A 5149-nucleotide genomic window follows, 5' to 3' on the forward strand; every position below is an offset into this window, starting at 1 on the left:
CCCCCCCCCCCCCCCCCCCACCTCTCACTCTTTCTCGTGCTAGCATAGGATAAACCACAAGTTTTGCTTCCAAAATACTCGCCATACTCAACCCATGAATAAGGTTAGCACAACCTATCTACTCTGGCTCCTCGGCATGTTTGGAGCCAATGGTATTCATCGCCTGTATAATGGTAAAATCGCTACAGGTATTCTCTGGTGCTGTACATTCGGCCTGTTTGGGATTGGTCAATTTATTGACTTGATTTTTATTCCCGGTATGGTTGATGAATATAACCTCAAATATCGGCTCAAACATGGGTTATCTCCAACCGGTGTACCGTTGAGTCCTCAGACGATTCCCTGTGAAGTGGTAGAGGTGACTGAAAAACAAGCGCCAGAACCCACTAAGGTGAAATTAGTTAAAGCGGCTGCTGCACGAGGAGGAGAGATTTCTGTAACTCAAGCAGTGGTGGATACGGGTTTAGATTTTGATGAGGTGGAAAACCTGTTACTGGAGATGTTGAAAAAGGGTTATGTGACGGTGGATAATCATCCTCAAACGGGGGTCGTTTTGTATCGCTTTGAGGAACTTTAAGCCCCATCTTCCCCTAGCAATATCTAAGGTGTAATCCGTTAAAAATGAGGAGGGAAGAATTGTGTCTCTGGTAACCGGGAATCGGGAATTAGTACGCCACGAATTGTGGATATTGTTGAGGATTTGATGGCGCTCGAAGAGCTTTATCGACAGGATTTAGTAGCTCAGGAAATAGTAGAGACGATTTTTCAAACGGCTGAAGAGAACCATTTACTCGAGACGTTTGCGGAGATTGCTGATGAGGATTTGTGCGATCGCTGTAATGGTATTATGGCCATGCATCTTTGGGCAACAGCAAGTAAGGGCATGAGTCCAGAAGAGCTTGATAATTTAATTGCCGCGATTCAAAGTCACTAGCATTGATGAGTTATTTGCTAGATACCAATATTGTTTCATTAGTAATAAGGGGTAATCGGGATATATTCTAATGCATTAATGCCTCTGATGCAACTCAATACCCTGTGTATATTGGCGGAATTACTTATTTTGAAATTCGGCGCGGTTTGTTAGACAAAATGCCGCAGCACAAATACGAAAGTTTGAGAATTCAATCAAAATTGTGCCGATCATCATGTTAGATAATGTGGCGATTTTTGAACAGGCAGCCGTAATTTATGCCAATTTTCAAAGTCGTGGGTTAATGATCCAAACTGAGGATATTTTGATCGCAGCCACAGGCATCGTTAAGGGGTTAACAGTAGTATCGCGAGATGAAGATTTGAGACGGATTCAAGAGTTGAACTTGGAGAATTGGCTAAGTTGAGCTATCCTTTTACTATTTTCCCGTAGTAGCCAATCTAGACTAAGAGATGAGCAACCATCATGTCTGTTCTGTTAGTCTAGAGATTCACTCATCCGATCCATAAAATCAGTAATTTGCTGATAAAAAATTTGCCCCTTATTTTGACTCGCACCTGCCGTAACCAACACCTGCAAAAATTCCACCAGTGAGCGAATCGTCGCATCACAAATCAAGTCAAAAAGCTGACTCAAATCATCTTGATTGTGTTGTCCATACACCAGAGCATTAATATAATCATTGCGGATTTGATTATGAATGACAACAATGGGGTATCCTGCACGAAGTAATAGTAAATTCATCAATAATCTAGCTGTTCGTCCATTGCCATCCCGAAAAGGATGGATAGAAACAAAGCGATAATGTGCCTGGGTTGCATATTCCACAGGATGAAGGTTTAAAGCTGAGTCTGAATTGAGCCAAATCACAAAATCTCTCATCAGTTGAGACAGTAAATAATGGGGAGGATAACGATAATTTGTTCCTGCTGCCATCACATCTAGAGTGCGATAACTCCCCGCTTCATTGGGGTTTATTTTTCGCAGAATTAGATTGTGGATTTGTTTGATTTCCCATTCATTAATTTCCGTATCCACCTGGGCTAACGTTTCAATATAGTCGATCGCTTCTTTATGCCCAATCACTTCCAAATGCTCATCAAGTGTCTTACCCCCAATCGTAATTCCCTTCGTTAAAACCAACTCAGTTTCACTTTGGGTTAGCGTATTCCCTTCAATGGCATTTGAGTTATAGGTAAACTGAACATCATAGAGTTTTTTCAGTTCCGTCACGATCGCCCAGTCAAAGGGTCTAAATTCATCTAACCAAGATTTGAGTTGGTTGATTTGCTCTAATTTAACCGGATAATTCATGATTACATAGTTCTCAATTAAAGCAGTTAATGAAAACTCAGGTTCTTGATTGAAAACGATGAGTTTTTGTATAAATTTATCGTGTAGTCTAGAAGAAGCAACCCGTAAATTTTCTTCGATTTTCATCCTGACTCATAACTCCTCTAACGCCGGTGGGCTTTGCTGACCATTTTCCGGGAGAGTCGAAACGGGATCTCTTCCTGTTCCGCCCAATCTTGGAGAAGGCGGTAAAAGAGTTTACGATCTTCGCTGCGGAGAACGGTGACTTGATCGGCGGTTTCGATCGCATAAGGATATCCGCGCCCAATAATAGCTTCTGCGCGTACCCAGTCGATCACTTGCTCCAGTAACCCCGCTTCAAAGATCCAGAAGGGCAATTCCAGGCGCACTGGGTATCCTGCATGGGTTTTCAGATAGGTAAATGTGACTTGATTCGCTTGCTCTTGATAGTCGCGGAGGATACCAGGACGACAACAGCGACAGAGAACCGTGCGATCGCCCCATTCCATCAGTGGATTAAGGAGTTGCGGATCGCTAACTCCAGAAATAGGAGGTAATCCTAACACCCGTTGCAGCATTTGCGTGGTATCTTCGGCAACACTGGTATCGATATAGGCTACCAGGGGAATTTGATGCTGTTGAGTGGCGGTCAATAATTGACGCAAGGCTTTGAGATAACACTGATAGGTGGCGCGATCGAAGGTTTGGGCAAAACTGGCGATCAGGGAACCATCATAAAATACTAGGCGCGAGGATTGATGGCTGTGGACGTGCATATAATCGATGATGCGGCGCACTTCCAATTCTAAACGGCGACGGTTCACCAGGCGATCCAAGGATTCCCCTTTCTCCAGAGCGGCAAATTGATTGGGGGTAATTAAATCTACCGCGACATCTTTTTCATAGTCCCCATCCCCACGATGAAAGTTTTCAAACCAGCCAATTTGAATCACCGCGATGGGTAGGGAAAAGTCCTTGCTCGGATAGATTTGGGAACCATCAACAGCAAATGTGGGAATTCCCGTGAGGCGATCGCGCACCCACTGTAAGCTTTGTTCTCGATTTTGCCAAACCAGATTCGATTTCACGATCCAACCGCGATCGCCCCTTTCCAACGGTTCAGCATAAATCGAATCCTGCTCATCGACTAACTCAATGCTTTTACATCGCTCAACTACTTCCCTAGAACGATGCAAAAGGGCTTGGCGATAGGGTCGTAGTTTCTCAAAAACTTGGGACTCTAAGCCTTTAAATTCCGAGCGTTTCACTTGCAACAAAGATAAAATTAAGGAGGGGTCAAGAGGCATAGAGATCAAGCGAATAAGCAATAGAGGAAAGATCTAGCAGCAACTCAAGGATTAGTGTCTTTAATTCTCCCGACCTTCTAAAAAGGCTTGAATATTGCGTTGATACTGATAAACAGATTGCTCGAGATCTTTGGCGATCGCCCCTACCGCAAAATAGGGTGAGCTAAACGATCGCTGCTGTTGCTCGCAGACATAGATATCTTCTACCATAAAATCACCCGAAGCCAATGGATCTTCTGGATCTTCTGTTCTATACTTATCCCCCTTAAAATTCTTGAAAAAATTCCAGGATTTCCATTCCTGCTGCATAAATTTCCAGTCTGAAACTGGCATCACTTTAGTCCGCACTTCGACAATAGACTTGTTGGGAGCTACTGGAATCACCTGAAACGTACTCCAGCTTGATTCCGCCTCGCCTAACCCCAAATTAGGAAAGAGCATGGGTACATAAGCGCCAATTTTATCTTTAGGAATATGGTCAATGAGGGGCAGCGGGGCATTATTTTCAATCCCATCTAGATAATCGGATGAGAGCGGCTCAAAAAAGTGAAAGTGATCGCCAACAAATCCCGTTTTTTGGTGTTGATGGGCATACATATATAGCGTTTCAGAATGGAGATGAGCCAGATGGTAACCGTCGATGTAATTTTCAACAATAATCTTCCAGTTGGCATTAATTTCATGGCGGGCACGACCTTCCACATATTCCACCAAATTTTCCGGTTGATGGGGGCCAAGATAAGGTTCCACCGGGCCAAACCAATCTAATAGGTCATCCGCATTCGGGTCGGGATGGACAAAAATCATCCCCCGCCAGGTGCCCACTGCTGCCCTATGCAAACACAGAGTTTTGAGGTCAAGATCGGGAAACTGCTCTTTACGCTCAGGCACAGCCTTGAGTTCACCGCTGAGGTTATACGTCCAATCATGATAAGGGCAGGTGAGGAATTTCTTGCGTTTGCCTGAAGCCCGCAGTAATTGAGTACCACGATGGCGACAGACGTTGTGAAAAGCGCGGAGCTGTTTGTCATCATCCAACAGGACTAAAATATTGTGTAATCCAGCTTGAACAGTAAGGTAATCACCAGACTCAGTTAGATCTTCAATAAAGCCTGCCATCTGCCAAGTACGGCTAAAGATAGTAGCCATTTCTCTATCGAACCACATTTGGGATGTGTATGCTTTGACTGGCAGGACGGGCATTGCGTTTGCGATCGTCATTATTTTTTTCCTCTCTTTGAAGTAGATTTAATTGACTGAAGCCCAAATTTCGGCAACGTTTTCTTGCTGATAATCGTATACCTCTAAGTCTGTGCTATAGGCTCGCTTGAGGTTTGATCTTTCAATCGCTTCCCAGGTTTTGGGGATCGCCTCATCCAGATTACCCGTTATATTAAACTGGGCATAAGTTGTGGCCGGAATGATGATTTGACTCAGACCCACAGGAACCGCCTCAAAATTAGCGACCCGATGACCGATGATGATGGTGAAGCGATCGCGATTTTCTGAATAGTTGAGGTAAGCCACGTAGGTTTTATTATCCACCGTATTTTCGAGACTAAAGAGGGTCTCAGACTCAGCATATTGAAGCCAA

The 5149-nt window shown here is 44.0% G+C and carries 7 protein-coding genes; 3 read left to right on the plus strand and 4 right to left on the minus strand.

The window, feature by feature from the left end; all coding sequences use genetic code 11:
• Positions 1-94 precede the first annotated feature (94 nt).
• The 3 genes from PN466_RS04820 (at position 95) to PN466_RS04830 (ending at position 1340) form a co-directional block, all read left to right on the plus strand.
• Complete coding sequence (locus tag PN466_RS04820; RefSeq protein WP_271937415.1) at positions 95-577, plus strand: TM2 domain-containing protein; 483 nt, start codon at positions 95-97, stop codon at positions 575-577.
• Between the two features lie 105 nt (positions 578-682).
• On the plus strand, positions 683-934 hold the full coding sequence (locus PN466_RS04825; RefSeq protein WP_271937417.1) for a hypothetical protein: 252 nt from the start codon (positions 683-685) through the stop codon (positions 932-934).
• Between the two features lie 202 nt (positions 935-1136).
• Positions 1137-1340: a PIN domain-containing protein gene (locus tag PN466_RS04830; protein WP_390889969.1), complete on the plus strand. Its 204-nt coding sequence runs from the start codon at positions 1137-1139 to the stop codon at positions 1338-1340.
• A 71-nt stretch (positions 1341-1411) separates the two neighbouring features.
• On the opposite strand, the gene PN466_RS04835 is transcribed toward PN466_RS04830, so the two are convergent.
• The 4 genes from PN466_RS04835 to PN466_RS04850 form a co-directional block, all read right to left on the minus strand.
• Entirely contained in the window at positions 1412-2374 is a 963-nt protein-coding gene (locus tag PN466_RS04835) for a Fic family protein (protein ID WP_271937418.1), read from the minus strand.
• Between the two features lie 17 nt (positions 2375-2391).
• Entirely contained in the window at positions 2392-3555 is a 1164-nt protein-coding gene (locus PN466_RS04840; protein ID WP_271937420.1) for a DNA double-strand break repair nuclease NurA, read from the minus strand.
• Between the two features lie 60 nt (positions 3556-3615).
• The gene (locus tag PN466_RS04845) at positions 3616-4776 is read right to left on the minus strand and encodes an aromatic ring-hydroxylating oxygenase subunit alpha (protein WP_271937422.1); all 1161 of its coding nucleotides are present in this window, start codon (positions 4774-4776) and stop codon (positions 3616-3618) included.
• 27 nt (positions 4777-4803) lie between these two features.
• The coding region (locus PN466_RS04850; RefSeq protein WP_271937423.1) for a GyrI-like domain-containing protein at positions 4804-5149 on the minus strand (346 nt) is incomplete at its 5' end.

It is taken from the genome of Roseofilum reptotaenium CS-1145 (genome assembly GCF_028330985.1).
Lineage (GTDB): Bacteria > Cyanobacteriota > Cyanobacteriia > Cyanobacteriales > Desertifilaceae > Roseofilum > Roseofilum reptotaenium.

Bases quoted from the DNA above. Each gene is read 5' to 3' on its own strand.
- PN466_RS04820 (WP_271937415.1), top strand. From the start codon at position 95: ATGAATAAGGTTAGCACAACCTATCTACTCTGGCTCCTCGGCATGTTT.
- PN466_RS04840 (WP_271937420.1), bottom strand. From the start codon at position 3,555: ATGCCTCTTGACCCCTCCTTAATTTTATCTTTGTTGCAAGTGAAACGC.
- PN466_RS04845 (WP_271937422.1), bottom strand. From the start codon at position 4,776: ATGACGATCGCAAACGCAATGCCCGTCCTGCCAGTCAAAGCATACACA.
- PN466_RS04835 (WP_271937418.1), bottom strand. From the start codon at position 2,374: ATGAAAATCGAAGAAAATTTACGGGTTGCTTCTTCTAGACTACACGAT.